Here is a 26,021-nt window from a genome sequence, read left to right as displayed (position 1 = left end):
CCGGGGTCGGGGGTTACCCGAGGCGCAGTGTCACCCGTTCGGATTCCACCCGCTTCTCCCACTGCTCCTCGCCCAACCCGTCCGAGTTGCGGCAGAGCACCACCGACGCGCCGGCCGCCAGCGGCGCCAGCAGACCGGCCTCCAGGCCCGTCCAGTCGTCGAAGGAGAGGGTGGAGAGCACCCGGTCGCCCGGGGCCAGTCCGAGCCGGGCGGCGCCCTCGCGGGCGAGCTGGACGGTCTGCTCCCCGGTCAGCTTCAGCGGCAGGCCGTCGACCGAGGTCTCCAGCGCCGGGGCGTCCGGGGTGACGGGGGAGTAGGGGGCGAACCGGTCGCCCTGGCCGGGCACCTCGGCGGCGTAGTCGAGGAAGCCGTCCGGGCGTTGCGGGAAGCGGCCGCCGAGCGGGCGCAGCGCGAGCGCCACCCGCTCGCCCTCGCAGGCCTGGGCGGCGGCCAGGCCGTCCGGGCCGCTGACCACCAGGTCGGCGTCGGCCGGGTCGCCGGCCGGTACCGCGGCCACCCCGACCGACCAGCAGGCGAGCAGCCAGACGGCGCTCTGCCAGTGGGCCGGGAGGAGCAGCGCGGCGCGGTCGCCGGGGCCGGCGTTCAGCTCGTCCTGGAGCAGGTTGGCCGTCTTGGCCACCCAGTTGTCGAAGGTCCGGGCGGAGAGCTCCACGCGTTCGCCGGTGGCGTCGTCGTAGAAGGTGACCAGGGGGGCCGCGGGGTCGACTGAGGGAGTGCCACCTCGCAGGAAAGCGTGCAGCAGCTCGACGGGGGTGCGGGCATCGGCAGCGAAAGGCGAAGTCATGGTGCGCCCCAGCCTACGGCCTTCGAGTGGACGACCGGGAGGGGTGGCGGACGGGGCGCGAGGTGGCGTGGCGCTCGGGTCGATTTACCGTGAACATCCGGTTTATGCGCATCCTTTGCTCGGCTCTCCGCACCACCGTGCCCGCCGTCCTGCTCGCCTCCTGTGCCACCGCCCTGCTGCTCCAGCCGGCGGCCGCCGAACCCCGGCCCCGTCCCGCCGCACCGTCCGCGCCGTCCGCACCCTCGGCGCCGGCCACGTCGCCCGTCCGGTCCATCCGCACCTCGGCGGGCGGCGGCGCCGTCACCTCCCTCCCGCTGACCGCCGCTCACACCCTGGCGCCGCGCGGCACCGGGCGGTTCGAACTGCTCGGCGTCGGCTGGGACGGGCCCGCGGACGCGCTGGCCGGGGGCAGCGTCCGGGTCCGCTTCCGGGACGCGGCCACCGGCGGCTGGAGCGGGTGGTACGAGCTGGACGCCGACGGCGAGGACGGTCCGGACACCGCCGCGCCCGGCCGGGCCCCGGACACCGCCACCTCGTCGACCCCGGGTGCCGGGGCCCCGCGCGGCACCACCGCCCCGCTCTGGACCGGCCCGAGCGACGGCGTCGCCGTCGAGGTGCTCCCCGGCCCGGCCGGACCGCCGCCCGGCCTGCGGGTCGAACTGGTCGACCCGGGCCGCGGCGCCGAGTCGGCCGCCGTCCGGACCCTGCCCGGCGAGGCGGCCGGCGGCGGCCGGCGGATCGGGCACCAGGCGCCCCGGCCGGAGATCGTCACCCGGGCGGGCTGGGGCGCCGACGAGTCCATCCGCGAGCCGGAGCTCGTCTACACCGGCCCGGTCCGGGAGGTCTTCGTCCACCACACCGCCACCGCCACCGCGTACGAGTGCTCCGACGGGCCCCGGGTGATCCGGGCGATCTACCAGTACCACGTGCAGAGCAACGGCTGGCGGGACATCGGCTACAACTTCCTGGTCGACCGCTGCGGCACCGTCTACGAGGGCCGGGCCGGCGGCACCGACCTGCCGGTGCACGGCGCGCACACCCTCGGCTTCAACACCGACTCGGCGGGCGTCGCGGCGATCGGCACCTTCGTCACGGACGTGCCGCCGCCGGCCCTGGTGACCGGCGTGACCCGGATCGCCGCCTGGAAGCTCGGCCTGACCGACCAGGACGCGGCCGGCCGCACCCAGCTGGTGTCCGGCTCCAGCGGCAGCCTCTACCCGGCCGGCACCACGGTCGCCTTCGACGCGATCTCCGGCCACCGGGACGCCTTCAACACCGAGTGCCCCGGCAACGCCCTCTACCCGCTGCTCCCCGAGATCCGCGCCGCCGCGGCCGTCCTCCAGGGCCGCTGACGGGGTCGCCGCCGCCCCGCCGCCACCGCGCTACGCCGGTCCCGGTCCGTGCCCGGCCAGCTCCCGGAGCTCCGCGGTCAGCGCCCGCGCGAGGTCCGGGCGCAGGCCGTACCGGGCCGGGGTGTTCTGCAGCAGCGCGATCCGCCAGCCCGCGCCCGCGTTGACCGCGACCACCGTGTGGAGCGCGTTCAGGGCCGGGTCCGGGCCCTCGGCGTCGTCCGGCACCAGCCCGGCCACCGCGTCCAGCTGTGCCACCCCGGGGCCCAGCGCCCGCACCCGCCGCACCTTGGCGACGTACTCGGGGGCGGCGGGGTCGGCGAGGACCCGGCCCAGCTCGGCGGCCAGCGCCGACCGCCCGGTGTACCGGGTGCCGTCGGGCCCGATCAGCTCGCCGTCCTCCGCGAACGGCCCGGCGAAGGCCGCGCCGTCCCGCAGGTTCCAGCCCTCCAGGGCCCGGTGGTAGAGGGCCCGGACGGCACCCTCGTCCCCGGGGGACAGTTCCGCCACCCGCGTATCGTTCATACCCCCATGGTCGGCGGACGGCGGAGGAGGTGCACGGCGGTGACCGGCACGGTGACCAGTACGGGAGCGGTCCGCCGCTGGCGGCCCGGCTATCCGCTGGACGCGGCCCGCACCCTGCTCCCGCTGCGCCGCGGCCCGGCCGACCCGGCCTACCGGACCACCGGCGACGGCGCGATCTGGCGGGCCTCCCGCACCCCGGCCGGCGTCGGCACCCTGCGGGTGCTGGCCCGCCCGGCCGAGGGCGTGGTCGAGGCGAGCGCCTGGGGCCCGGGCGCCCCCTGGCTGCTGGACCGGCTGCCCGACCTGCTCGGCGCCCGGGACGATCCGGCCGGGCTGGTGCTGCCGCCCGGCCCGCTGCGCGACGCCCAGCGCGCCACCGCGGGCGTCCGGCTGACCAGGACCGGCCTGGTCCTGGAGTCACTGGTGCCGGCGGTCCTGGAACAGAAGGTCACCACCGGCGAGGCGTACCGGGCCTGGCGCACCCTGCTGCTCGCCTTCGGCACCCCGGCGCCCGGCCCGGCCGAGGGCATGCGGGTCGCGCCGTCGGCCCGCGAGTGGGCCCTGATCCCCAGCTGGGACTGGCACCGCGCGGGCGTGGACCCCAAGCGCTCCGCGACGGTGCAGCGCGCCGTCCGGCTGGCCCCCCGCCTGGAGGAGGCCGCCGCGATGGACCACGAGGCCGCCTTCGCCCGCCTCACCGCCGTCCCGGGCGTCGGCCTCTGGACGGCGGCCGAGACCCTCCAGCGCAGCAACGGCGACCCGGACGCGGTCTCGGTCGGCGACTTCCACCTCCCCAACACGGTCGGCTGGGCCCTGGCCGGCCGCCCCCGCAGCGACGACGCCCAGATGCTGGCCCTCCTGGAGCCCTACCGCCCCCACCGCCACCGCCTCTGCCGCCTCCTCCTCACCACCGGCACCCACGCCCCCCGCTACGCCCCCCGCCTCACCCCCAACGACCACCGCCACCGCTGACCGGATTCCTTCGCACGGACCGAACCCACGGTGACCCGGATGACGACCCGGACGAACTCGCACTCCGGGAGGCCCTGGCGCATCCTGGACGACCTCGACGGCTGACCGCCGGCGGTCGCGTTACCGGACCTCGATGAAGGCGTCGGGGTCGCGTTCGGTGCGTGGGGGCGGGGTGGTGGTGGGGCGGCCGATGGCGATGGCGCCCATCGGGTCCCAGGAGGCGGGGAGGTCGAGGGCGGTGCGGACGGTGTCGCGGCAGAACATGGTGGACGAGACCCAGGCCGAGCCGTAGCCCTCGCCGGCCAGGGTGACCAGGAGGTTCTGCACGGCGGCGCCGATCGCGACGGTGAACATCTCGCGTTCGGCGGTGGAGCGCCGCTCGTCGGGGTAGTCGTGCGAGCCGTCCGCCACCAGGCAGGGGACGACCAGGTAGGGGGCGTTGCGCAGGACGTCGCCGCGGGCGGTGCGGCGGGCGATCCGCTCCTCGTCCCAGCCGTCGAGCTCGGCGAGGTCGCGGCGCCAGGCGGCGAGCATCGCGTCCAGCAGCCGGGTCCGCACCTCGGGGGTCTCCAGCAGGACGAACCGCCACGGCGTGGTGTGGTGCGGCGCGGGCGCGGTGACCGCGGCGGCGACCGCGCGCCGGACGGCGTCCGGGTCGACGGGTTCGGCGGTGAAGGAGCGGACGGTGCGCCGCTGGGTGACGGCCTGCCGGATAGCCTCGGAGGTGCCGAGCCGGAACATGTCGTCGGTGGAGGGCCGGAGCAGCGGCCGGACGCCCTCGCCGTCCTCGGCGGTGACCAGGTGGCCGAGGCCGCGGACCACGGCGACCGGGGTGCCGGTGGCCTTGCCCTTCACCAGGTCGGCGGCGCCGGCGAGCTCGTCGGCGGTGGCGGTGACGGTCTGGAAGAGCTCGTTGCCGTGCGAGTCGGTGCGCCCCCGGTGGTCCTCCAGGACGGCCAGGCCGGCGGCGCCGATGGCGACGTCGGTGAGGCCGTTGCGCCAGGGCCGGCCGAAGGTGTCGGTGACGACGACGGCGAGCCGGCGCCCGGTGAGCCGCTGGAGCCGGGCGCGCAGCGCGCGGGCCGAGCCGTCCGGGTCCTCGGGCAGCAGCAGGACGGTGCCGGGCGCGGTGTTCGAGGCGTCCACGCCGGCGGCGGCCATGACCAGGCCGTTGCGGTTCTCGACGATCCGGATCGGGCCGCGCCGGGCGACCAGCCGGACGGTCTCGGCGTCGATCGCGGCCTCCCGGTCGGTGGCCCGCAGCAGCCGGCCCTCGGCCTTGCTGACCACCTTGGAGGTGATCAGCAGGATGTCGCCGTCCTCGTAGTCGGCGGCCTTGGCGATCAGCCCGGCGAGGTCGGAGTCGGCGTCGATCTCGGGCAGCCCGCCGACCGGCAGGACGCTCAGGGTCACGCCCGCACCTGCTCGGCGAGGGCGAGCGCGGCCCGGGCCATCTCGGCGGTGGCGGCGACGTCGGTCATCAGCAGCGGGACGGCGCGGCAGGCGATCCCGCCGGCCTCGACGGCGGCCACGGACGCCTCGTCGACGGTGTCCACCAGCCAGCCGTCGATGAGTTCGGAGCCGTAGTCGAGCGCGACCGCCTCGGCGGTGGCCTCGACGCCGACGGCGGCGAGCACCTTGTCGGCCATGCCGCGCACCGGGGCGCCGCCGATGATCGGGGAGAGCCCGATGACCGGGGCGGGCGCGGCGGCGACGGCGGCCCGGATGCCGGGCACGGCGAGGATGGTGCCGATCGAGACGACCGGGTTGGACGGCGGGAAGAGGATGACGTCGGCGGCGGCGATCGCCTCCAGCACGCCGGGCGCGGGCTTCGCGGTGTCCGCGCCGACCGGGACGATCGCCTCGGCGTCGACGGCGGCGTGCAGCCGGACCCAGTACTCCTGGAAGTGGACGGCCCGGGTGCCCTGCTCGTCGGTGATCCGGACGTGGGTCTCGACCCGGTCGTCGCTCATCGGCAGCAGCCGCACGCCGGGCTTCCAGCGCACGCAGAGCGCCTCGGTGACCTGGCTGAGGGTGTAGCCGGCGGTGAGCATCTGGCTGCGGACGAGGTGGGTGGCGAAGTCGCGGTCGCCGAGCCCGAACCACTCGGGGCCGACGCCGTACTCCTTCATCTCGGCCTTGATGGACCAGGTCTCGTCGGTGCGGCCCCAGCCCTGCTCCTCGTGGATGCCGCCGCCGAGGGTGTACATGACGGTGTCGAGGTCGGGGCAGACCTTCAGCCCGTAGAGGTGGATGTCGTCGCCGGTGTTGCCGATGACGGTGATCTCGTCCTCGGGACCGATGGCCTCCCGGAGTCCGCGCAGGAAACGCGCTCCGCCGATCCCGCCTGCCAGTGCCACGATGCGCATGCGCCCATCCTGCCACGCGGCGACGGGTCGTCAGCCCGACCCTCGACGACCGCTGCCGGGGTCCCGCTCGGTCAGTGGGCCCCGGCCGGCTTCTGCGGTTCGCGCTCGTCCTGCGGGTGCTGCTCGGGCACGGCGGTGCCGCCGTACTGGTTCATCTCGGTCAGGCCGGGGCTGTAGAGGTGGATGGAGACGGCCGGTTCGAGCGAGCCGTTGACCACCTCGTGCAGGTAGCCGGAGGAGAAGACGCGCTGCCCGCCGGGGCGCAGGGTGCGGGCGCCCTCACCCGCGTGGGTGAGGGAGCGTTCGACGAGCTCGCCCTGGACCACGGTCATGACGCCGGAGGAGTCGCCGTGGTCGTGGAAGCCGCTGCTCTGCCCGGGGAGCCAGCTGAGCAGCCAGACCTCGTAGCCGGGGCCGGTCTCCAGCCGGGCGTACCAGCGGGTGAGCGCGTCGTAGCGGACGAGCGGCTCCCAGCGGTCCCGGTCGGCGGCGATCTCGCGGACCAGCCGGGCGTAGCCGGCGACGGTGGTGGGGTGGGCGGGCAGGTCGGTGCGGGCGAGGTGCGGGAAGGCCAGCGGGTCGCCGGCGATGGAGACGTCGCTGAGGCCGTCGGCCCACGGGTGGACCGGGCGGGCGGGGTGCGCGGCCGGGGCGGGGCTGACCGGGCGGGCGGCCTGGAGGCCGTGTCGGGCGTGCTTGCTGCGGTCGCGGTTCCGCTTGCGGATGCGGATCATTCGCACGGGAGTCGTCCTCGGAGGCTGGTTCGTCAGGGGATCAGCCGGATCCGGGATGTCCTGGGGCGGGACTCGCGGGCGGCCTCTGTGCTTCCTGGGCGGCGCGCGGCGGGACGGCGGGCGCCTAGATACAGCGGCAGGAACAGAGGCGACAACACGAGCTCGCGGCACGGCGGAGCGTGGAACCGCTCCGGGGGCTGGCGAACTCTGACATAGCGAAAAGGACATCGCATCCGCGGGGGCGGTGTCAACTCGGGGAGAGCGGACATTCGGGTGAGATGAGCCATGAACTACCCGATGGGGTGATAAATCACCCTCTATGTTTCGATGGGAAGATCGCCGGGAAGGCAGCCGGATGACCGGCCTGTGGTGGTGACCGCGGCGGTGGCCGTACCGATCGCCCCGGCGACGGGTCGCGGCGATGACTGCACGTCATCCGGCCCCCGGTCGCGGAGGGTTCATCGACCTTCGAGGCAAACGGGCGATAGGTCCGATGTGTCCGGTTATGTACACTATTCGTAACGGCTTGGTGCCGGGGAGTGAATCCTGGCCCCAATACCAGAGCTCGGCTTGACTGGGCCAGAGTGACGCAACTGTAATTTCACTCGTGTCGTCGGCCGCACGAGGCAACGGCAACCACGGGGACGCCAATAGGGGCAGAGGAGGCGCGCCACATGAGCGAGCTCTTTGAGCTGTTGATCGGTGACGGCATCGAAGAGGAGGAGGAACTCGGCTGGCAGGAGCGCGCGCTGTGCGCCCAGACCGACCCCGAGTCCTTCTTCCCGGAGAAGGGCGGCTCCACCCGCGAGGCCAAGAAGGTCTGCCTCGCCTGCGAGGTCCGCTCCGAGTGCCTGGAGTACGCCCTGGCCAACGACGAGCGGTTCGGCATCTGGGGCGGCCTCTCCGAGCGCGAGCGTCGCCGGCTCAAGAAGAGCGCCGTCTGAGCGGGGCGGCCCCGGCACCCCGGCACACCTGTCAAAGCGCCTCACCGTCGGTGGTGGGGCGCTTTCGCGTTCCCCGCGCGTCCCCCCGCGCGTTCTCCACCGGTTCCCCCCGGAGGTTCCCCAGGTCGGACACCGTGGACGGAGCCGACACCCGGAGCCGTTAGTGTGGTGCGCCATCCGGTTGCCGTTCACCGGCTGTGTCCACCGAGAACTGGGGCCCGCGCACTCGATGACCGTCTACAGCCACCAGAGCGGCTTCTCCGCCAGCAGGCCGCCTGCCTACCCGCGCCACCTGGTCACCGCCGTGATCGTCTCGCACGACGGCGCCCGCTGGCTGCCCCAGGCCCTCGCCGGCCTGCTCGGCCAGGACCGCCAGGTCCAGCGGATCCTCGCCGTCGACACCGGATCCACCGACGACTCCCCGCGGCTGCTCGCCGACACCCTCGCCGACTGGCTCCCGGAGAGCGGCCCGACCGTCCTCGGCCGCCGGGCCGGCTTCGGCACCGCCGTCGCCGAGGCCGTCTTCAACAGCCCGCCGCTGCGCCCCGAGGACCTGTCCTACCGGCTCGACCCCTCCGGCTACGACCCGGTCACCGGAGGCTGGGACGACTTCGGCGACCCGCTCGGCCACGAGGACGACCTCGGCCGCGGCGGCCCCCGGGAGACCCAGCCGGTCGAGTGGCTCTGGCTGCTGCACGACGACTGCGAACCGCAGACCGACGCGCTGCGCCGGCTGCTCCAGGTCGCCGACTCCACCCCCAGCGCCGCCGTGGTCGGCCCCAAGCTGCGCAGCTGGTACGACCGCCGGCAGCTGCTGGAGGTCGGCGTCAGCATCGCCCGCTCCGGCCGCCGCTGGACCGGCCTGGACCGGCGCGAGCAGGACCAGGGCCAGCACGACCAGGTCCGCCCGGTGCTCGCCGTCTCCACCGCGGGCATGCTGGTGCGCCGCGACGTCTTCGAGGAGCTCGGCGGCTTCGACAAGGCGCTGCCGCTGATGCGCGACGACACTGACTTCTGCTGGCGGGTCAACGCCGCCGGCCACCGCGTCGTGGTCGCCCCGGACGCCGTGCTCCGGCACGCCGAGGCCGCCAGCCGCGAGCGCCGCGCCATCGACTGCGGCCCCGCCCACCCGCACCGGGTGGACAAGGCCGGCGCCGTCTACACCCTGCTCGCCAACTCCAAGGGCGCGCTCTTCCCCTACGTCCTGCTCCGGCTGGTGCTCGGCACCCTGCTGCGGGTGGTCGCCAACCTGCTCGGCAAGGACCCCAAGCAGGCCTTCGACGAGCTCGCCGGCCTCGGCCACGAACTCGTCCGGCTGCCCCGCCTGCTGGCCGCCCGCAAACGCCGGGCCCGGGAGCGGGCCGCCGACGCGCTGGACGACCGGACGCTCTTCCCGGCGCCCGGCGCCACCGCCCGGCTCGCCGTCGAGGGCGTCATCGGCTCGCTCGGCATAGGGGGCGGCGACGACACCGGCGGCCGGCACGGCTCGGTCGAGGCCGGCCCCGGCGACGAGGACGCCGAGGACCTGGTCGTCGAGCAGTTCGCGCTGATCAAGAAGCTCGCCCGACGCCCGGCCCCGGTGCTGTTCGCCGCCCTGCTGGTGTTCGCCCTGGTCGCCTGCCGCGGCCTGTTCGGCGCCGGCGACCTGTTCGGCGGCGCCCTGCTGCCCGCCACCGACGGCGCGGCCGGCCTCTGGGCGATGTACGCCGACCCCTGGCACCCGGTCGGCACCGGCTCCACCGCCGCCGCGCCGCCCTACCTCGCGGTGCTGTCGATCCTCTCCTGGCTGCTGTTCGACCACGCCGACCTCGCGGTCACCCTGCTGGTCGTCCTCGCCGTCCCGCTCGCCGCGGTCAGCGCCTACCTGGTGTCCCGGCCGCTGATCGACTCCAAGCTGGTCCGCGCCTGGGCCAGCGCCACCTACGCGCTGCTGCCCGCCGCCACCGGCGCGCTCGCCCAGGGCCGGATCGGCACCGCCGTACTGGCCGTGCTCCTGCCGCCGCTGGCCCGCGCCGCCGCGATCGCCGCCGGCCTCGGCATCCGCGCCGAGAGCGCCGCCAAGGGCGCCCGACCCGGCTGGCGCCCGGTCTGGATGACGGTCCTGCTGCTCACCCTGGCCACCGCCTTCGTCCCGCTGAGCTGGGCGCTGGCCGTTCCGCTCTGCCTGGCCATGCTGGTCGTCGCGGTGGTCCGCGGCGGTGCCTTCGGCTCCGGCGCCGCCGCGCTGCGGCTGCTCGGCCTGCGCGTCCTGGTGATCCTCGCGGTGCCGGTCGGGGTGCTCGCGCCCTGGTCGGTCCAGGTGCTGACGCACCCGCAGCGGCTGCTGCTCGAAGCCGGCCTGCCCGGCCTGCACGGCACCGGGCCGTCCGCGGCCGGTCTGCTGCTGGTCAACCCGGGCGGCGCCGGGGTGCCGCCGATCTGGCTCTCCGCCGGTGTGGTGCTCGCCGCGCTGGCCGCCCTGCTGCGCGCCGACCGCCGCCGCGCGGTGCTCGCCGCCTGGGGCGCGGCCGGCGCCGGCCTGCTCTTCGCGGTCGCGGTGGCCGGCACCTCGGTGACCCCGGCCTCCGGCGGCCCGGCCGTGCCCGCCTGGTCCGGCCCGGCCACCCTGCTGGCCGGCGTCGCCCTGCTCGCCGCCGCCGCGATCGGCGCCGACGGCGCCAACGCCCGCGTCGCCGGCATCGCCTTCGGCTGGCGCCAGCCGGTCGCCGCCCTGGTGGTGGCCGCCGCCGTGCTCGCCCCGCTGGGCACCGGCCTCTGGTGGGCCGTCACCGGCGCCGACGGTCCGCTGCACCGCGGCCGCGGCTCCCAGGTGCCCGCGTTCATCGCCGAGCAGGCCGGCACCACCGACCGCTCCCGCACCCTGGTCGTCACCGGCGACCCGAAGGGCGGCTCGGTCGGCTACACGGTGGTCCGCGGCGCCGGGCTGACGCTCGGCCAGGCCGAGTCCACCGTCGACCCGGCCACCGGCACCACGGCCGGCCTGGACCGGATGGTCGGCAGCCTGCTGGCCGGCTCCGGTGCCGACCAGGCGGGCGCGCTGTCCCGCTACGGCATCGCCTACGTGCTGGTCGACCAGCCGCTGATCGGCGCCTTCAAGGACGTCCTGGACACCACCCCCGGCCTGGTCAAGGCCAACCAGGACGGCGGCGCCGCGCTCTGGCAGGTGGACGGCACCCCGGCCACCCGCGCGCTGATCACCGCCCCGGGCACCGTCCCGGTGGTGGTCCCGGCCGGCGAGCGCGACCTCGCCGCCACCCTCCCGGCCGGCCCCGAGGGCCGGGTGCTCCGGCTCGCCGAGTCCGCCGCCCCCGAGTGGCAGGCCACCCTGGACGGCACCGCCCTGGAGGCGGTCACCGTCGACGGCTGGGCCCAGGGCTTCAAGCTCCCGGCGGCCGGCGGCAAGCTGACCGTCACCCGCGAGGGCAGCCTGCTGCACACCGGCTGGATCTGGGCCCAGCTGCTGCTCGGCCTGACCGTCCTGGTGCTGGCCCTGCCCGGCCGGCGCAGCCACAAGGACGACGACCTGCCCGAGGACGTGGTCGCCGCCGCCGCGCTGGCCGCCGCCGCCCAGGCGCAGGCCCCGGCCCCCGGCAGCCGCCGGGCCCGCCGGATGGCCGAGCGCGGCGAGGGCGCCGAGGGCGAGGCCCCGGAGTCCGCCGACCCGGACGGCGGGGTGTACGACGGCCGGCCGGGCGCGATCCCGGCCCAGGCCGCCGGCGAACCCGCGGCCGGCGCGGTCCGGGCGGCCGCCGCCGCCCAGGAGGCCGAGCCGTACGCCGACCCGTACCCGGCGTACCAGCAGGCCGACCCGTACAGCTACGACCCGTACGCGGCCCAGCCGGCGGCGGGCGCGACGTACGGCGGCGGCCAGGGCTACGGCGGGCAGGACGGCTACCAGCAGGACTACCCGCAGCAGGACTACCCGCAGTACCAGCCGGACCAGCAGTACGGCTACGACGGGTACCCGCAGCCCGACCAGCAGCCCTGGGTGCCGGGGCAGCCGCAGGGCGAGCCCTACTACGAGCCGGACCCGAACGACCCGAACGGCCCGCACGGGCCGGGCCGGTACCCGCACCACCACGGATCGGGGAGCTGACCCGCGATGAAGAAGCCCGCCTTCGGCCGGAAGTCCGCCGCGCCGGACACCGCCCCGCACCCCGGGCCCGCCGAGCCCGCCGGCACCTTCGACGGCGCCGCGCAGCCCGGCGGCGCCGCCAAGCGCTCCGGCGCGGCGAAGACCACCCAGTCGCTGCTGGCCGCCGCCGTGGTGCTGGCCGCGGTGTTCGGGATCGCCCAGGCCCGCAAGCCGGCCGCCCCGGCCCGCACCGACCAGGCCACCGCCACCTCGGCGCAGGTCGAGCGGAGCACCGCGGTCTGCCCGCAGCCGCTCCAGGGCCTGACCGGCTCCACCACGCTCACCGCGTACACCCCGCCGGGCGGCGGCGAGGCCACCGGCGGCGCCGGCTGGATCTCCGACGCGGCCGCGCCCGCGACCGCGCCGACCACCGCCCCGAGCGCCGCGCCGTCGGCCGCCGGGACGGCCCCGGCCGCCTCCGGGGCCCCCGCGGCCCCGTCCGGCGCGCCCGCCGCTGCGGCCGCCGCCGACAAGAACGCGGCGCCCGCCGACGCCCGGCTCACCCTGGCCAAGCCCGGCACCCCGGTCACCGCCCCGGCCGCCAACGGCGACACCGCCCCCGGCACCGGGGCCGTCGCCACCGGCGCGCTCGCCCCCGGCTTCACCGTCACCCAGACCACCACCGTCACCGAGCAGCGCGGCCTCGGCCTGTCCGGCCTCACCTGCACGCCGTCCGGCACCAGCTTCTGGTTCGCCGGCGCCTCCACGGCCGGCGACCGCAACGACTACGTCAGCCTGGTCAACGCCGAGTCCACCGCCGCCGTGGTCGACCTCAAGCTGTACGGCGACAAGGGCCCGATCGAGAACGACGCCGCCAACGGCATCACCATCGCCCCCGGCAGCTCCCAGTCGGTGCTGCTGCCCACCATCAGCAAGGGCCAGGTCGCCGACCTCGCCGTGCACGTGGTCGCCCGCACCGGCCGGGTCGGCGCCGCCCTGCACGCCGCCGACGGCAACAAGGGCGCCGACTGGGTGCCCGCCTCCGCCGAGCCCGCGGCCACCCAGGTGCTCCCCGGCCTGCCCGCCGACACCGCGAGCGCCCGCCTGGTGGTCTGGGCCCCGCCGGAGGACGACGCCGACCTGAAGATCCAGCTCTCCGGCAAGAACGGCTGGTTCACCCCGGCCGGCAACGAGTCCATCCACGTCAAGGCCGGCATGGTGGCCGCCGTCGACCTCGGCAAGGTCACCCGCGACGAGGTCGCCGGGCTGCGCGTCTCGCCCACCGACGACAAGCACCCCACCCCGGTCGTGGCCGGGCTGCGGGTCGACCGCACCGGGCCGAACGGCAAGTCCGACGCGGCCTGGCTCAGCGGCGTGGTGCCGGTCGGCACCCGCGCCACGGTGGCCGACAACCGGGGCGGCGGCGCGTCCACGCTGTTCCTGACCTCCACCGGCGAGGCCGCCACCGTCAAGGTCACCGCCTCGGCCGGCACCGGCGGCGGCACCCCGGCGACCAAGGAGGTCCAGCTGCCGGCCGGCGGCACCGTCGCCCTCCCGGCGCCCGAGCCCACCGGGCTGAACGGCAGCTTCGCGCTCACCGTGGAGACCGTCTCCGGCGGCCCGGTCGCCGCCGCCCGGATGCTCGCGATCCCGGTCAAGGACGTGCCGATGTTCACCGTCCAGGCGCTGCGCGACGACCGCTCCAGCGTGAAGGTCCCGCAGGCCTCCCAGGACCCGGGCGTCGTCCTGCGCTGACCGGCCCGACGACACGGCGGAGGGGCCGCACCCGGCCGGGTGCGGCCCCTCGTCGGCTCTCGGCGCCCGTCGCCGGCCCCCGGAGGCGCCCGTCGGCCCCGTCGGCCGTCAGTCCTCGTCGTAGCGCGGGTCGATGGCGTCCGGGGAGAGCCCCAGCAGCTCGGCGACCTGCTCGATCAGGATCTCGTGCACCAGCGCCGCGCGGTCCTCGCGCGACTTCGCCCGGATCTCCACCGGCCGCCGGTAGACCACGATCTGGCTCTTCCGCCCCTGCTGACCCGGCGACACCCGGCCCAGCGGCACCCCGCCGTCCGGATCGGCGCCGTCCTGCTCGTGCAGCGGCACCTCCTGGACGGCGAACTCCACTTCGATCAACTGCGGCCAACGCCGTTCAAGACGCTCCACCGACTCGCGCACATAGTCGTCGAACAACTCGGAGCGGGTGAGCGAGATCGGTACCTGTGGCGGCGCCAGCGGGCCGCGCAGGCCCCTGCCGTGCCGGTCACGGTGCCGGGGGCGGCGTGAGGGGCCCGTCGATGACTGCGGTGCGGAGCTGTCCATATCACTGCCGAGGGTAGTCCTTGGACGGTCGGAAGTGGACCACCTCCGCACCAGAACGCCCGGAGCGGAAGGGGCGCGCGCGGGCGCGCGGGCCACGACACGGCACACCCTCCGGGCAGGCGGTCTTCGCTCCCCGGCGGGGAGTGCGGTACCGTCCACCCTCGTGAGCTCTGTACGTCGTTGTTCGCGGACCGCGTGCGGCCGTCCGGCCGTCGCGACGCTGACGTACGTCTACGCGGACTCCACCGCCGTCCTCGGCCCGCTCGCCACCTACGCCGAGCCGCACTGCTACGACCTGTGCGCCCAGCACGCCGAGCGCCTCACCGCCCCGCGCGGCTGGGAGGTGGTCCGGCTCGCCGCCGAGGCCGGCCCGCTGCGCCGCAGCAGCGACGACCTGGAAGCGCTCGCCAACGCCGTCCGCGAGGCCGCCCGCCCGCAGACCCCCCGTCAGGGCCGGGGCCCCGAGGGCGAGTCCACCGAGGCCGGCCGCCGCGGCCACCTGCGGGTGCTCCGCTCGCCCGACAACTGACGCCCGGCCCGCGCCTCCCGTTCCGCCCGCCCCGGTACGCTGCCCCCTACCGGGTACCGGCCGCCGCCGTGCCCGGACGTATCGTGACCAGGGGCGATCAGCCCGTCGGCCGGTCGTCGGCCGGCCGTCGACCGGTCCAGAGAACCTAGGGTGGAGCCGCAGTGCGCGACCTCAAGCAGCTCGTGAAGGCGTACGACGTCCGAGGCGTCGTCCCGGACCAGTGGGACGAGAGCCTCGCCCGCGCCTTCGGCGCCGCGTTCGTGCAGGTCACCGGCGCGACCGCGATCGTGGTCGGGCACGACATGCGCCCCTCCTCCCCGTCGCTCAGCCTGGCCTTCGCCGAGGGCGCGGCCGGCTACGGCGCCGACGTGGTGCAGATCGGCCTCTGCTCGACCGACCAGCTGTACTACGCCAGCGGCAAGCTGGACCTGCCCGGCGCGATGTTCACCGCCAGCCACAACCCGGCCCAGTACAACGGCATCAAGCTCTGCCGGGCCGGCGCCGCCCCGGTCGGCCAGGACACCGGCCTGTCCGAGATCCGCGAGCTGGTCGAGTCCTGGACCGCCGAGGACGACACCGTCACCGTGCCGGCCCGCGACGTGAAGCCCGGCGCGCTCTCCGCCCAGGACACCCTGCGCGGCTACGCCGACCACCTGCTCGGCCTGGTCGACCTCACCGCCATCCGGCCGCTCAAGGTCGCCGTCGACGCCGGCAACGGCATGGGCGGCCACACCGTGCCGACCGTCTTCGACGGCCTGCCGATCGAGCTCGTCCCGATGTACTTCGAGCTGGACGGCACCTTCCCCAACCACGAGGCCAACCCGCTCGACCCGAAGAACCTGGTCGACCTCCAGGCCAAGGTCCGCGAGGTCGGCGCCGACCTCGGCCTCGCCTTCGACGGCGACGCCGACCGCTGCTTCGTCGTCGACGAGCGCGGCGAGCCGGTCTCCCCGTCCGCCATCACCGCGCTGGTCGCCGCCCGCGAGATCGCCCGCGCCCGGGCCGCCGGCGAGGCCGAGCCGACCATCATCCACAACCTGATCACCTCCTGGACCGTCCCCGAGGTGGTCCGCGAGCTCGGCGGCAAGCCGGTCCGCACCCGGGTCGGCCACTCCTTCATCAAGCAGGAGATGGCCGTCACCGACGCCGTCTTCGGCGGCGAGCACTCCGCGCACTACTACTTCCGCGACTTCTGGCGCGCCGACACCGGCATGCTCGCCGCGCTGCACGTGCTGGCCGCGCTCGGCGGGCAGCCGGGCACGCTGTCCGCGCTCACCGCCGAGTACGACCGGTACGCCGCCTCCGGCGAGATCAACAGCACCGTCGCCGACCAGGCCGACCGGACCGCCGCCGTCCGCGCCGCCTACGCCGGCCTGGAGGGCACCACCGTCGACGAGCTGGACGGCCTCACCGTGGCCGGGCCGGACTGGTGGTTCAACCTGCGCGCCTCCAACACCGAGCCGCTGCTGCGCCTGAACGTCGAGGCCAAGGACCCGGCGCGGATGGCCGAGCTGCGCGACGGCGTGCTCGCCCTGGTCCGCGCCTGACGTACGCCCCCTGGTGCCCCGGCCGGTAGGGTTTCCTCTCGGCCGGGGCACCGCCGTGCCACCCCTCCGACACCCCCGCCATCCGAGACTGGGAGCCCGAACGCCATGAAGCTCGAATCCTTCCTGCTGGAGATCCTGGTCTGCCCGCAGTGCCGGGCCGCGCTCACCGAGGGCGGCACCGAGGAGCAGCCGGAGCTGCGCTGCACCGGTGAGACCTGCGGCCTGGTGTACCCGGTCCGCGACGGCATTCCGGTCCTGCTGGTGGACGAGGCCCGCCGCCCGGCCTGATCCTGGGGGCGGAACCGTCCGCTCCGCCCCGGCCGTCCCGACGGTCCCGCAGTCCGCAGTCCGCAGTCCCGCAGCCCTCAGCGCCCAGCCAGCAGCCGGAGGCCCGCCGCATGCTCGACGACACCCTGCTCGACGACCCGGCCGCCCTCCAGCGCGCCGACCACGACCGCGCCCTGCTCGCCCTCGCGGGCTCCGGCGCCCGGGTCCGCACCGCGCTGCGGCTCGCCGACGCGGCCGGCCTCGACCGGCTCCGCCCCGACGGCCGCCCGCGCGCCGTCCTGGTCGCCGGCCACGGCAGCGCGCTGACCGCCGGCGAGATGCTCGCCGCGCTGGCCGGGACCGCCAGCCTGGTCACCCCGCTGCCGCCGACCGACGCCGCGCCCGTCCCGCGCGCCGACCGGGCCACCGCCCGGCCGGTCTTCACCGCCGGACTGGCCTGGCAGCTCCCCGGCTGGGCCGGGCCGCTGGACCTGCTGGTGATCAGCTCCGCCGACGGCGGGGAGCGCGGCCTGGTCGCCCTCGCCGAACAGGCCTACGCGCGCGGCTGCGCGATCGTCGTCACCGCGCCCGCGGGCAGCCCGCTCGCCGAGGCCGCGCTCCAGGTCCGCGCCCTGCCGCTGCCCTTCGTCCCGGCCGCGCTCCCCGAGGACGGCGCCGCGCCGTCCGCCCCCGGCGGCAGCGAGCCCGACCTGCCCGCCGAGGACCCGGCCGCGCTCTGGGCCCACCTGACCCCGCTGCTCGCGCTCACCCAGAAGCTCGGCGTCACCCAGCTGCCGTACGACGCGCTGGACGCCACCGCCGACCTGCTGGACGCCGCCGCCGTGCGCTGCCGGCCGGACGCCGCCGCGTACACCAACCCGGCCAAGGGCCTGGCCGCCCGGCTGGCCGGGACCGTCCCGCTGCTCTGGGCGGAGGGCCCGGTGGCCGGCGCGGCCGCCACCCGGTTCGCCGCCCAGCTCGCCGACCGGGCCGGCCGCCCGGCCCTGGCCGGCCTGCTGCCGCAGGTGCTCACCGCGCACCGCGGCATGTTCACCGGGCAGCTCGGCGCGGGCGCCGATCCGGACGACTTCTTCCGCGACCGGGTCGAGGAACCGGACCCGCTGCACCTCCAGGTCCTGCTGCTGCGGCACGTCCCCGCCGCCGAGCCGTCCGGGCCGTCCGACGGTTCGGGGGAGCCGGACGGCGGCCCCGTCGAGGTGCCGGCCGACGACGAGGGCCCGCGCAGCTTCGGCGCCACCCGGGCGCACCGGCTCGCCGCCGCCCACGACGTCCGGCTCACCGAGTACGCCGGCCGCCGGCCCGAACCGCTGCACGCGCTGGCCGACCTGGTCGCGCTGACCGACTTCGCCGCCGTCTACCTGGGGCTCGCGGCCGCGCACTCCTGAGCGGGGGGCGCGGTCGCTCGCGCCGGGGTGCGGCCGTCCGGGCCGGGGTGCGCGTTGCCGCGCGGGGCCGGGGCGGCCCGGTACCGTATGCGCTCGACGACGACCGGGCCCGGGCCGCGGGCCCGGCCCCCGATGGAGGGACCTCCCCGAGCATGAGCACCGAAGGCGGTACCAAGGCGCTGGTCGCGGCGCTGACGGCGAACCTGGGGATCGCGGTGAGCAAGTTCGTCGCCTTCGCGTTCTCCGGCTCCTCGTCGATGCTCGCCGAGGGCGTCCACTCGCTGGCCGACTCCGGCAACCAGGTGCTGCTGCTGGTCGGCGGCAAGCGGGCGCAGCGCGCCGCCACCCCCGAGCACCCGTTCGGCTACGGGCGCGAGCGGTACATCTACGCCTTCCTGGTGTCGATCGTGCTGTTCAGCGTCGGCGGCATGTTCGCGATCTACGAGGGCTACGAGAAGATCGCCCACCCGCACGAGCTGGAGAACTGGTACTGGCCGGTGGGCGTGCTGGTCTTCGCGATCGCGCTGGAGGCCTGGTCCTTCTTCACCGCCTTCCGCGAGGCCGTCAAGGACAAGGGCGCGCACGGCTGGCCCGCGTACATCCGCCGGGCCAAGGCGCCCGAGCTGCCGGTCGTGCTGCTGGAGGACACCGGCGCGCTGATCGGCCTGGTGCTCGCGCTGTTCGGCGTCGGGCTGACCGCGATCACCGGGGACGGCGTCTGGGACGGCGTCGGCACGCTGTCCATCGGCGTGCTGCTGATCGTCATCGCGATCGTCCTGGCGGTGGAGACCCGCTCGCTGCTGCTCGGTGAGTCGGCCCACCCGGAGGTGGTGGCGCAGATCCGGGACGCGCTGGTCGACCACGACTCGGTCGACCGGGTCATCCACATGCGGACCCTGCACCTCGGCCCGGAGGAGCTGCTGGTCGCCGCCAAGATCGCGGTGCCGGCCGACGCCACCGCGGCCGAGGTCGCCGCGGCGATCGACGCGGCCGAGGCCCGGGTCCGGCGCGCGGTGAAGATCGCCCGGGTGATCTACCTGGAGCCGGACATCTACAGCGCCGAGAAGGAGGCCCAGGGCGACGACCCGAGCGCCACCCCCGGCGGGCCCGTCCCCGACGGCGTGCACTGAGGATCCGCGCGCCCGGGGCGGGAGCGGATGCGCGCGTGGGCGGCCGAAAACGGCCGTACCGGGCCGCCGACCGGGGGCCTCGGTGTAGATTCGTCCCCAGAGCCAGAACGTCGCTGCTGATGGCGGTCGATCGGCGGCCCGCACCCGCGAGGGCGCGCGCCGGTCGAGGGAGAGAGGTCCTCCGACGGTTTGTGCCGAACAGCAGGGGCACCGCTCCGTCCCACGGACCGGGCGCCCCGGCGTCGTCGTGTACGCGTGCCCGCGGGCACCGGTGCCGTCGAGCCGTGCTGTGACGCACCCCCAAGGACCTTTGGCCACGCCCCACCCCCATCCGCGAGGAGCAGACGCATGTCGACCGACATCACCGGTGACTTCAAGGTCGCCGACCTTTCCCTGGCCCCGTTCGGCCGCAAGGAGATCCAGCTCGCCGAGCACGAGATGCCCGGCCTGATGTCCATCCGCGCCGAGTACGCCGCCTCCCAGCCGCTGGCCGGCGCCCGGATCATGGGCTCGCTGCACATGACCGTGCAGACCGCCGTCCTGATCGAGACCCTCACCGCGCTCGGTGCCGAGGTCCGCTGGTGCTCCTGCAACATCTTCTCCACCCAGGACCACGCCGCCGCGGCCATCGCCGTCGGCCCGAACGGCACCCCGGAGAACCCGCAGGGCGTGCCGGTCTTCGCCTGGAAGGGCGAGACCCTGGACGAGTACTGGTGGTGCACCGAGCAGGCGCTCACCTGGCCGAACGGCCAGACCCCCAACATGATCCTGGACGACGGCGGTGACGCCACCCTGCTGATCCACAAGGGCGTCGAGTTCGAGAAGGCCGGCGCCGCGCCGGACCCGTCCACCGCGGACAACGACGAGTTCCGGATCATCCTGGAGCTGCTCAACCGCACCCTGGTCGAGACCCCGAACAAGTGGACCGAGGTCGCCGCCACCATCAAGGGCGTCACCGAGGAGACCACCACCGGCGTCCACCGCCTGTACGAGATGCACCGCGACGGCAAGCTGCTGTTCCCGGCGATCAACGTCAACGACTCGGTCACCAAGTCGAAGTTCGACAACAAGTACGGCTGCCGCCACTCGCTGATCGACGGCATCAACCGCGCCACCGACGTCCTGATCGGCGGCAAGGTCGCGGTCGTCTGCGGCTACGGCGACGTCGGCAAGGGCTGCGCCGAGTCGCTGCGCGGCCAGGGCGCCCGGGTCATCGTCACCGAGATCGACCCGATCTGCGCGCTGCAGGCCGCGATGGACGGCTACCAGGTCACCACCCTGGACGAGGTCGTGGAGATCGCCGACATCTTCATCACCACGACCGGCAACAAGGACATCATCATGGCCTCGCACATGGCCCGGATGAAGCACCAGGCCATCGTCGGCAACATCGGCCACTTCGACAACGAGCTCGACATGGCCGGCCTGGCGAAGCTCCCGGGCGTCGTCAAGACCGAGGTCAAGCCGCAGGTCCACGAGTGGCGCAAGGAGGACGGCCGCACCATCATCGTCCTCTCCGAGGGCCGCCTGATGAACCTGGGCAACGCGACCGGCCACCCGTCCTTCGTGATGTCCAACTCCTTCGCGAACCAGACGATCGCCCAGATCGAGCTGTTCACGAAGACCGAGCAGTACCCGATCGGCGTCTACGTCCTGCCGAAGCACCTGGACGAGAAGGTCGCCCGCCTGCACCTCGACGCGCTGGGCGTGAAGCTCACCACGCTGAGCCAGGAGCAGGCCGACTACATCGGCGTCCCGGTCGAGGGCCCGTACAAGGCCGAGCAGTACCGCTACTGATGCGGTGACGGTCTGACGGCCTGACGGCCCGATGAAACGGCACGGTGGCCGGCGCCCCCTCCCCTGTGGAGGGCGCCGGCCACCGTGGGTTCCGGGGCGGGTCAGCGGACGAAGTCGACGGTCCAGCCGGCCGGGTCGGTGCCCAGCCCGGTCACGCGGTCCAGCCAGCCCTGGAGGCCGCCGGCCGCGGCGAACGGGGCGGGGCCGTCGGTCGACTGCACGCAGAGGCGCAATCCCTCTTGGCTCTTGCACGCCTTGGGGAGTTCGGCCGGGGGGAACTGGGAATCCTGCTGCGGGCCGTACTCCGGGTCGGGCTCGACGTCGGGCCGGACCTCGATGCTGAGCTGGGCGTCGCCCAGCGCGTAGTCGACATGGGTCACCCACGGGAGCCCCAGGCTGGGTACGGGGCCCACGTCGAAGTACACGGCGGTCTGCCGGTAGCCCGCGGGAACGCCCTTGAGGGTAAACGGCAGGGAGGCGGTCTTCCGACCGGTCCGGACGCCGGCCGCGACCCGGGGCAGCAACTCCTCCAAGGCGACCTGGTCCAGGGAGACGCTGGTCAGGTCGGCCCAGCGGCCGTCCGGGGTCCGGAATCGGAGGGTGCGCTGGCCACCGGGGCCGGTCGGGGTGTCAGGAGCACTGCCGAGCCAGTACGCCGGGTGTCCGTTCACCGGAGTGGTCTTGATCAGGTGCGTCTGGACGTTCCCGTCCGGCACCGGCGGCTTCTCGTCCGGCGAGTAGACGTGCAGGGAGATCTGGGGGTTGAACGGGTTGCCGTTGCCCAGCTTCTGGCCGTAGGCCATGATGCTCCGCTTCGAGGGCGTGCTGGCGTCCGTCACGGTGTACGAGTACTGGTCGAAGCCGGCGGGCAGCCAGCCGAAGGTCACGTTGATCGTCATCGCGTCGTCGCCGGTGACCGGACCGAAGCGGGGAAGCCCGGGCGCGCCGTCGGCGGTGCGCGTGGTCCAGGTGTCCTGGTCCCCGGACGGCAGCACGGCGCCGACGAGCGACACGCCGAGGACCACCGCTGCCACCGCGCCCAGCACCCCGGCCCGGCGGCGCCGCAGCCGGGACCGGCCGGTGCGGATGGCCCAGGCGGTGTCCAATCGGCTCGGGGGTGCGGGCGCGTCGGCGAGGGCGGTGAGCCCGGTGGCCAGGCGGGTTCCGTACTGATCGGCATCGGCATCGGCGTGGTCGTGGGTGTGGTCGTCGGGGCGGTCGTGGGTGCGGTCGGTCATGACGCGGTTCCTTCTGTCTCGGTCGGCACCGGGATCCGAACGGCGCGGAGTCCGTGGAAGTCCTCCTGGACCTGCCCCGGGTCGAGGCCCCGGCGCATCGCGTCGAGGCCCCGGGCGGACTGGCTCTTGACGGTGCCCGGGGAGCACTCCAGCGCGGCGGCGGTCTGCTCGACCGTCAGGTCGCAGTAGTAGCGGAGCACCACCGTGGCCCGTTGTCGGGGCGGCAGCGCGGCGAGGACGCGGTGGAGGTCGACCGAGGCGTCGACGTCCGGCGCGGTGACGGCCTTCTCCGGGACCGTCTCGGTACCGCGCCGGGCGGTCCAGCGCCACCACGGGGAGCGCTGCTCGGCGAGGAAGGTGTTCAGCAGGACGGTCCGCGCGTAGCCGTCCAGGTTCTCCACCCCGGAGAGTCGGCCCCAGCGGACGTACAGCTTGGTGACGGCCTCCTGGACCAGGTCGTCCGCACGGTGCCAGTCACCGCAGAGCAGGTAGGCCACCTTGCGGAGCCACGGCGCCCGAGCCGCGACGAATTCCGTGAACTCGGCGTCGCGGGTCTGCTTCGCCATCGATGGACGCTCCCTTCCGGGGCACCGCGGTCGCGGCGCACACCTCCCTGATGCGGGGCGCTCGAGAGAGGTTGCACGAGGGTTCGAACCGGTTCGACGGCGTTGGTCGGTCCGGACGTAGGCTTCGGGCATGCCCAACGGCCGGTACTCGCTCCACGACACCCATGACCACGTGCTGCTCGGCGAGGAGCGCTTCAGCTGCGCGCCCGGCCCGGCGGGCTGGCGGTACGTGTCCAAGACCTACGCGCCGGACGGCCGGGTCCTCGGCACCGTGGACCTCACCGTGGACTCGCGCTCCCGGCCGCTGCGGATGGAACTGCGGGCCGGCGGCTGGCAGGTCCGGGGCGGCGCGGTCGACGGGGTCGCCTGGGTGCGGGCCGATGTCGCCGACCCGGCCGGTGAGCAGGCGGTCGAGGGGCACGACCGGGCGCACGGCTTCGCCGGGCGCTCGCCGGCGTTCCTGGTCGCCACCGCGCGGATGCTGCGGCTGCGGGAGGGCGCGAGCGCCCGGGTCCGGCTGGTCGCCTTCACCGAACCGGTGCTGGCGCCGCGCACCTTCGACCAGGGGTGGCTGCTGGAGGGCGTCGAGTCGCACGCCACGGACTCGGGGCCGCTGCTGGTCGAGCGGTACCAGGTGGCGGACCTGGAGACGGGCGAGCAGCAGGTGGTGCACCTGGCCGGGGACGTGGTGCTGGCCGCGGGCGGGATCGAGCTGGAGGAGCTGGAGTCGCCGCCGAACGCCTGGCCGTCCTGGGACGGGGTCGACGGGGTCGACGAGGACTGACAGGGACTGGCGAGGCCTGATGGGCCTCAGGCGGGCGGGGCGAAACCGGTGCCGGGGGCGGGCGGCGTGCTCGGCGGCGCGGCCGGCGGAGCGCTCGGCGGCGTGGGCGTGGCCGACGCGGTCGGCGGGTACGGCAGGTGCGGCTGGACCTGCGGCTGGGGGAACGGCTGCTGCCCCATCGCCTGAGCCTGGGCGGCCTGCGCGTGCTGCTGGGCCTGCAGCTGTGCCTGCTGCCGGGCCTGCTGGAAGGCGTGGCCCTGCGCCCGCTCCCACTCGCGGCGCTGGCGCTCGGTCAGCACCGCGCCCAGGTACGCCGCCGGGTGCACCCCGTACGGGACCGGGTGGCCGGTGCGGGCCGCCAGGTCGTCCGCGAGCCGGGCCGACATCTGGTGGGCGACCGCCTGGTCCAGCTCGCCGATCCGTCCGAGCAGCTGCCGGATGGCCAGCCAGAGCGGCTCCGGCACGGCGGAGAGGTCCAGCGCGACCAGCTCGCCGCCGATCGCCTGCAGCAGCTGCGGGTTCACCGGCGGCAGCGCGGCCGCCGCGCCGCCCCCACCGGGCACCCGCTCGCGGACCACCAGCGTCCCCGCGAAGATGTCGCCCAGCCGCTTGCCCTCCGAGGACACCACCGAGCAGACCACCGCCGGCACGCCGAACGCCACGATGATCTCCAGGAAGCCGACCAGCCCGCGCACCAGCGAGTGCCGGAACCGCACCGGCCCGCCGTCGCTGCGCACCACCCGGAGCCCCAGTGCGGCCTTCCCCAGCGAACGTCCGCGGGTCAGCGTCTCGATGATGACCGGCAGGGCGACCAGGAAGAAGACGGTCAGTCCGATGGTCGTCGCGGCCACCGCCGCGCCGTCCAGGTCCACCAGGACGAAGCTCATCACCAGGGTCGTCGCCAGCAGGCCGACGATCTGCACGGCGAGGTCCAGCGCGATCGCCAGCGCCCGGCTCGGAAGCTTCGCCGCGCGCAGGCCGAGGACGACCGCCTCACCCGTCACCAGGTCGCTCAAGACACCCGTCCGTTCCCGTCGATGCTTCGTGGTTCGCGGCTCGTGGGCGGGGAATCCGGTGGATCGCCCCCACGATCCCGTGATCTGCTGCCCGTCAACATACGGGGCTCCCGAGCCGGTCGGAAAGGGAGGTCCCGGCGGCCGGTGCGCCGCCCCGCCCTGGCATGCTGGGCCCACTTGTCCGCACCCGCCCGACCGCGCGCCCCGCGCCGACCATGGAGCCGCCGCATGGACCTGGACGTCTTCGTCGCCACCCACCAGGGGGAGTGGGCCCGGCTGGACGCCCTCACCAGAAGGCGGCGCCTCACCGGTGAGGAGGCGGACGAGCTCGTCTCCCTCTACCAGCGGGTCACCGGCCACCTGGCCAAGGTCCAGGCCGCGGCGCCCGACCCGACCCTCGAAGGCCGGCTCACCAGCCTGGTCTCCCGCGCCCGGGACGCGGTTACCGGCACCCGGACCAGCGGCTGGCGCGACGTCGCGCGCTACTACACCGTGAGCTTCCCCGCCGCGCTCTACCACTCGCGCCGCTGGTGGCTGCCGGTCGCGGTGCTCTCCCTGGTCGCCACCGCCCTGGTCGCCTGGTGGGTGGCCGGCCACCCCGAGGTCCGCAACAGCCTGGCCGCGCCGGCCGAACTCCGCGAGATGACCAGGCCCGGCGGTGCCTACGAGGCCTACTACTCCGACCGTCCCGCCAGCTCGTTCGCCGCCCAGGTCTGGACGAACAACGCCTGGATCGCCGTGCAGTGCCTGCTCTACGGCGTGGTGCTCGGCCTGCCGGTGCTGTGGGTGCTGTGGAGCAACGTCCTCAACCTCGGACTTGGCGTCGGCCTGATGGCGTCCGCCGGCCGGCTCGACGTCTTCCTCGGCCTGCTGATCCCGCACGGCCTGCTGGAACTGACCGCCGTCTTCGTCGCCGGCGGCCTGGGCCTGCGTCTCGGCTGGACCATCATCGACCCCGGCCCGCGTACCCGCGGGACCGCCCTCGCGGAACAGGGCCGCGCCATCATCGGCATGGGAATCGGTCTGGCCACCGTCCTCGCGGTGTCCGGAATCCTGGAAGCCTTCGTGACCCCGTCCGGTCTGCCGACCTGGGCGCGGATCTCGATCGGCGCGCTGGCCGAGGTCGCCTTCCTCTTCTATGCGCTCGTCCTGGGTCGAAAGGCCGCCGCGACCGGCGAGACCGGCGACCTGGAGGCGGCCGACCGGGCGGACCTTCAGCCGGTCGCCGCGTGAGCCGATGTGATCGACAGGCCTCTGACCTGCTAGTCTCCTCGCATCTCAGCCAAACCCATTGACGGGGTAAGGGTGGGCTAGTAGGTTTGAACGGTTGGGACCGACTGGACAACAGTCAGGCTCAGGCGTTAGTGTCTACGACACCGCCGAGTCGAGGTGAGTGCGCTTTTCGAATGCGCGCCCTCTCCGATGAGGTAAATCCCGGAACTGAGCACACCAAAGCCTTTGATAGGCTTCGGAGCGAAGTTGCAGGAAATCCCCTCCAGCGGGAATTCAGAGAAACGAAAGCCGGTCAAACCGGCCGCGAAGATCTGCTAAGCTGGAAACACGAAAGAACGAAGCGCCCGGAGGGCCGGTGTGAAAGCCGCCTGAAGGAAGCGTCCGTTCCTTGAGAACTCAACAGCGTGCCAAAAGTCAAC

The 26,021-nt window shown here is 74.9% G+C and carries 22 protein-coding genes; 13 read left to right on the top strand and 9 right to left on the bottom strand.

All coding sequences use genetic code 11. The features are described 5' to 3' along the window. Positions 1–13: 13 nt before the first annotated feature. On the bottom strand, positions 14–805 hold the full coding sequence (locus AB0N76_RS24805; RefSeq protein WP_363560416.1) for a TIGR03089 family protein: 792 nt from the start codon (positions 803–805) through the stop codon (positions 14–16). 104 nt (positions 806–909) lie between these two features. On the opposite strand from AB0N76_RS24805, the gene AB0N76_RS24800 reads away from it, so the two are divergent. Next, positions 910–2,157 carry an N-acetylmuramoyl-L-alanine amidase gene (locus tag AB0N76_RS24800; RefSeq protein WP_363560414.1) on the top strand — a complete coding sequence of 416 codons (1,248 nt, stop codon included), beginning with the start codon at positions 910–912 and terminating at the stop codon, positions 2,155–2,157. Between the two features lie 30 nt (positions 2,158–2,187). On the opposite strand, the gene AB0N76_RS24795 is transcribed toward AB0N76_RS24800, so the two are convergent. Next, on the bottom strand, positions 2,188–2,679 hold the full coding sequence (locus AB0N76_RS24795; protein ID WP_363560412.1) for an SgcJ/EcaC family oxidoreductase: 492 nt from the start codon (positions 2,677–2,679) through the stop codon (positions 2,188–2,190). 39 nt (positions 2,680–2,718) lie between these two features. Here AB0N76_RS24795 and AB0N76_RS24790 point away from each other — a divergent pair, with 39 nt between their 5' ends. Beyond that, a complete protein-coding gene (locus AB0N76_RS24790; protein ID WP_363560410.1) occupies positions 2,719–3,651 on the top strand; it encodes a DNA-3-methyladenine glycosylase 2 family protein in 933 nt (310 codons plus the stop codon). Between the two features lie 120 nt (positions 3,652–3,771). Here AB0N76_RS24790 and AB0N76_RS24785 read toward each other — a convergent pair whose 3' ends face one another. The 3 genes from AB0N76_RS24785 to AB0N76_RS24775 form a co-directional block, all read right to left on the bottom strand. Then, entirely contained in the window at positions 3,772–5,064 is a 1,293-nt protein-coding gene (locus tag AB0N76_RS24785; protein WP_363560408.1) for a coenzyme F420-0:L-glutamate ligase, read from the bottom strand. After that, positions 5,061–6,020, bottom strand: coding sequence for a 2-phospho-L-lactate transferase (gene cofD / locus AB0N76_RS24780; protein ID WP_363560406.1), 960 nt, complete (start codon positions 6,018–6,020; stop codon positions 5,061–5,063). The genes AB0N76_RS24785 and cofD overlap by 4 nt, the downstream gene beginning before the upstream one ends. A 71-nt stretch (positions 6,021–6,091) precedes the next feature. Next, positions 6,092–6,760 (bottom strand): cysteine dioxygenase family protein, encoded by a 669-nt coding sequence (locus AB0N76_RS24775; protein ID WP_363560404.1) that lies wholly within the window; start codon positions 6,758–6,760, stop codon positions 6,092–6,094. 668 nt (positions 6,761–7,428) lie between these two features. Here AB0N76_RS24775 and AB0N76_RS24770 point away from each other — a divergent pair. From AB0N76_RS24770 to AB0N76_RS24760, 3 genes are all read left to right on the top strand, one after another. Further along, positions 7,429–7,698, top strand: a complete 270-nt coding sequence (locus AB0N76_RS24770) for a WhiB family transcriptional regulator (RefSeq protein WP_030310813.1) — start codon at positions 7,429–7,431, stop codon at positions 7,696–7,698. Positions 7,699–7,927: 229 nt separating this feature from the next. Beyond that, positions 7,928–11,794 carry a glycosyltransferase family 2 protein gene (locus AB0N76_RS24765; RefSeq protein ID WP_363560402.1) on the top strand — a complete coding sequence of 1,289 codons (3,867 nt, stop codon included), beginning with the start codon at positions 7,928–7,930 and terminating at the stop codon, positions 11,792–11,794. Positions 11,795–11,800: 6 nt separating this feature from the next. Further along, positions 11,801–13,528 carry a DUF5719 family protein gene (locus tag AB0N76_RS24760; RefSeq protein WP_363560400.1) on the top strand — a complete coding sequence of 576 codons (1,728 nt, stop codon included), beginning with the start codon at positions 11,801–11,803 and terminating at the stop codon, positions 13,526–13,528. Positions 13,529–13,636: 108 nt separating this feature from the next. Here the strand turns inward: AB0N76_RS24760 and AB0N76_RS24755 are convergent, their stop codons facing one another. Further along, positions 13,637–14,089 carry a metallopeptidase family protein gene (locus tag AB0N76_RS24755; protein ID WP_363560398.1) on the bottom strand — a complete coding sequence of 151 codons (453 nt, stop codon included), beginning with the start codon at positions 14,087–14,089 and terminating at the stop codon, positions 13,637–13,639. A gap of 163 nt (positions 14,090–14,252) precedes the next feature. Between AB0N76_RS24755 and AB0N76_RS24750 the strand changes: the two genes are divergently transcribed. The 6 genes from AB0N76_RS24750 to ahcY all read left to right on the top strand — a co-directional run bounded on the left by AB0N76_RS24750 (position 14,253) and on the right by ahcY (position 20,765). Beyond that, a complete protein-coding gene (locus AB0N76_RS24750; protein ID WP_363560396.1) occupies positions 14,253–14,618 on the top strand; it encodes a DUF3499 domain-containing protein in 366 nt (121 codons plus the stop codon). A gap of 161 nt (positions 14,619–14,779) precedes the next feature. Next, complete coding sequence (locus tag AB0N76_RS24745) at positions 14,780–16,165, top strand: phosphomannomutase/phosphoglucomutase (RefSeq protein ID WP_363560394.1); 1,386 nt, start codon at positions 14,780–14,782, stop codon at positions 16,163–16,165. A gap of 105 nt (positions 16,166–16,270) precedes the next feature. Then, positions 16,271–16,453, top strand: a complete 183-nt coding sequence (locus AB0N76_RS24740; RefSeq protein WP_363560392.1) for a Trm112 family protein — start codon at positions 16,271–16,273, stop codon at positions 16,451–16,453. Between the two features lie 110 nt (positions 16,454–16,563). Continuing rightward, entirely contained in the window at positions 16,564–17,838 is a 1,275-nt protein-coding gene (locus AB0N76_RS24735; protein WP_363560390.1) for an SIS domain-containing protein, read from the top strand. Between the two features lie 152 nt (positions 17,839–17,990). Next, complete coding sequence (locus AB0N76_RS24730; RefSeq protein WP_363560388.1) at positions 17,991–18,968, top strand: cation diffusion facilitator family transporter; 978 nt, start codon at positions 17,991–17,993, stop codon at positions 18,966–18,968. A gap of 348 nt (positions 18,969–19,316) precedes the next feature. Continuing rightward, entirely contained in the window at positions 19,317–20,765 is a 1,449-nt protein-coding gene (gene ahcY / locus AB0N76_RS24725; protein ID WP_363560386.1) for an adenosylhomocysteinase, read from the top strand. 101 nt (positions 20,766–20,866) lie between these two features. Here the strand turns inward: ahcY and AB0N76_RS24720 are convergent, their stop codons facing one another. Further along, complete coding sequence (locus AB0N76_RS24720; protein WP_363560384.1) at positions 20,867–22,003, bottom strand: hypothetical protein; 1,137 nt, start codon at positions 22,001–22,003, stop codon at positions 20,867–20,869. Beyond that, complete coding sequence (locus tag AB0N76_RS24715) at positions 22,000–22,569, bottom strand: SigE family RNA polymerase sigma factor (RefSeq protein ID WP_363560382.1); 570 nt, start codon at positions 22,567–22,569, stop codon at positions 22,000–22,002. The genes AB0N76_RS24720 and AB0N76_RS24715 overlap by 4 nt, the downstream gene beginning before the upstream one ends. 130 nt (positions 22,570–22,699) lie before the next feature. Here AB0N76_RS24715 and AB0N76_RS24710 point away from each other — a divergent pair, with 130 nt between their 5' ends. Continuing rightward, entirely contained in the window at positions 22,700–23,353 is a 654-nt protein-coding gene (locus AB0N76_RS24710) for a hypothetical protein (protein ID WP_363560380.1), read from the top strand. A gap of 26 nt (positions 23,354–23,379) precedes the next feature. Here AB0N76_RS24710 and AB0N76_RS24705 read toward each other — a convergent pair whose 3' ends face one another. Beyond that, positions 23,380–24,369, bottom strand: coding sequence for an RDD family protein (locus AB0N76_RS24705; RefSeq protein ID WP_363560378.1), 990 nt, complete (start codon positions 24,367–24,369; stop codon positions 23,380–23,382). 228 nt (positions 24,370–24,597) lie between these two features. On the opposite strand from AB0N76_RS24705, the gene AB0N76_RS24700 reads away from it, so the two are divergent. Continuing rightward, positions 24,598–25,602, top strand: coding sequence for a stage II sporulation protein M (locus AB0N76_RS24700; protein ID WP_363560376.1), 1,005 nt, complete (start codon positions 24,598–24,600; stop codon positions 25,600–25,602). Positions 25,603–26,021 lie beyond the last annotated feature (419 nt).

This window comes from Kitasatospora sp. NPDC093806 (assembly GCF_040683335.1).
Taxonomy (GTDB): domain Bacteria; phylum Actinomycetota; class Actinomycetes; order Streptomycetales; family Streptomycetaceae; genus Kitasatospora.
This window is presented reverse-complemented; position numbering and strand designations above follow the sequence as displayed.

What these genes read in the sequence shown, in the direction of transcription:
- cofD (WP_363560406.1), bottom strand. Translation starts at nt 6,020, where the DNA reads ATGCGCATCGTGGCACTGGCAGGCGGGATCGGCGGAGCGCGTTTCCTG.
- AB0N76_RS24795 (WP_363560412.1), bottom strand. Translation starts at nt 2,679, where the DNA reads ATGAACGATACGCGGGTGGCGGAACTGTCCCCCGGGGACGAGGGTGCC.
- AB0N76_RS24730 (WP_363560388.1), top strand. Translation starts at nt 17,991, where the DNA reads ATGAGCACCGAAGGCGGTACCAAGGCGCTGGTCGCGGCGCTGACGGCG.
- AB0N76_RS24770 (WP_030310813.1), top strand. Translation starts at nt 7,429, where the DNA reads ATGAGCGAGCTCTTTGAGCTGTTGATCGGTGACGGCATCGAAGAGGAG.
- AB0N76_RS24755 (WP_363560398.1), bottom strand. Translation starts at nt 14,089, where the DNA reads ATGGACAGCTCCGCACCGCAGTCATCGACGGGCCCCTCACGCCGCCCC.
- AB0N76_RS24710 (WP_363560380.1), top strand. Translation starts at nt 22,700, where the DNA reads ATGCCCAACGGCCGGTACTCGCTCCACGACACCCATGACCACGTGCTG.
- AB0N76_RS24800 (WP_363560414.1), top strand. Translation starts at nt 910, where the DNA reads ATGCGCATCCTTTGCTCGGCTCTCCGCACCACCGTGCCCGCCGTCCTG.
- AB0N76_RS24715 (WP_363560382.1), bottom strand. Translation starts at nt 22,569, where the DNA reads ATGGCGAAGCAGACCCGCGACGCCGAGTTCACGGAATTCGTCGCGGCT.
- AB0N76_RS24760 (WP_363560400.1), top strand. Translation starts at nt 11,801, where the DNA reads ATGAAGAAGCCCGCCTTCGGCCGGAAGTCCGCCGCGCCGGACACCGCC.
- AB0N76_RS24735 (WP_363560390.1), top strand. Translation starts at nt 16,564, where the DNA reads ATGCTCGACGACACCCTGCTCGACGACCCGGCCGCCCTCCAGCGCGCC.
- AB0N76_RS24805 (WP_363560416.1), bottom strand. Translation starts at nt 805, where the DNA reads ATGACTTCGCCTTTCGCTGCCGATGCCCGCACCCCCGTCGAGCTGCTG.
- AB0N76_RS24700 (WP_363560376.1), top strand. Translation starts at nt 24,598, where the DNA reads ATGGACCTGGACGTCTTCGTCGCCACCCACCAGGGGGAGTGGGCCCGG.
- AB0N76_RS24720 (WP_363560384.1), bottom strand. Translation starts at nt 22,003, where the DNA reads ATGACCGACCGCACCCACGACCGCCCCGACGACCACACCCACGACCAC.
- ahcY (WP_363560386.1), top strand. Translation starts at nt 19,317, where the DNA reads ATGTCGACCGACATCACCGGTGACTTCAAGGTCGCCGACCTTTCCCTG.
- AB0N76_RS24765 (WP_363560402.1), top strand. Translation starts at nt 7,928, where the DNA reads ATGACCGTCTACAGCCACCAGAGCGGCTTCTCCGCCAGCAGGCCGCCT.
- AB0N76_RS24740 (WP_363560392.1), top strand. Translation starts at nt 16,271, where the DNA reads ATGAAGCTCGAATCCTTCCTGCTGGAGATCCTGGTCTGCCCGCAGTGC.